This window comes from Thiorhodococcus minor (assembly GCF_010820565.1).
Classification (GTDB): domain Bacteria; phylum Pseudomonadota; class Gammaproteobacteria; order Chromatiales; family Chromatiaceae; genus Thiorhodococcus; species Thiorhodococcus minor.
Window position 1 is genome coordinate 1 of sequence record NZ_JAAIJQ010000336.1, and the last position, 558, is coordinate 558.

The 558-nt window shown below is 72.0% G+C and carries 1 protein-coding gene; it reads left to right on the plus strand.

Annotated features, from left to right (window positions below):
* Positions 1-519 (plus strand): hypothetical protein (locus G3446_RS27250; RefSeq protein ID WP_164456757.1); only part of this gene is annotated, 519 nt, incomplete at its 5' end.
* Between the last annotated feature and the right edge of the window lie 39 nt (positions 520-558).

Below are 558 nucleotides of genomic sequence, written 5' to 3' on the forward strand. Positions count from 1 at the left end.
GGGTGTCACTTCGCCCGCCATGGCACCTATGCGCGCGTCTCGCCGCCGGGCACCCGAGTGGCGCGCTTCTACTGTCCGGAAGGTCACTGCACCTTCAGTCTGCTGCCGGACTGTCTGGCCGCGCATCTCTCGGGCACCTTGAGCGAGGTCGAGGCGCTGGTGCGCGCGGCCGAGCAGGCGCCGAGTCTGGAGGCGTTGTGCGACAGCGAGCGCCTGGACATTGAGCTGCCCGGGGCGTTGCGCTGGATACGCCGTCGCGTGCAGGGCGTGCATGCGCTGCTCACGACGCTCAAGGGTCTGCTCGGTGCGGCCTTCGTGTCGGTGGCGCCGACGCTGACGGCCTTTGGCGCCCACCTCGGGGTGGCCGAGGTGCTGGTGGCCTTGCGCGGGATCGCCGCGTCCTGGCTCGGGCAGCTGCCCGCACCGCTCGGATTCCGGGCCCGGTGCCGTGCACGGGCGAGTATGGGTCAAGACCTCCAACAGGAGGCGGGGCCGGACCCGCCAGGGTGGGCGGCGTAGCGTCGCGGGCGCAGGCAATGGGCCTGCGTCATCCGGAGC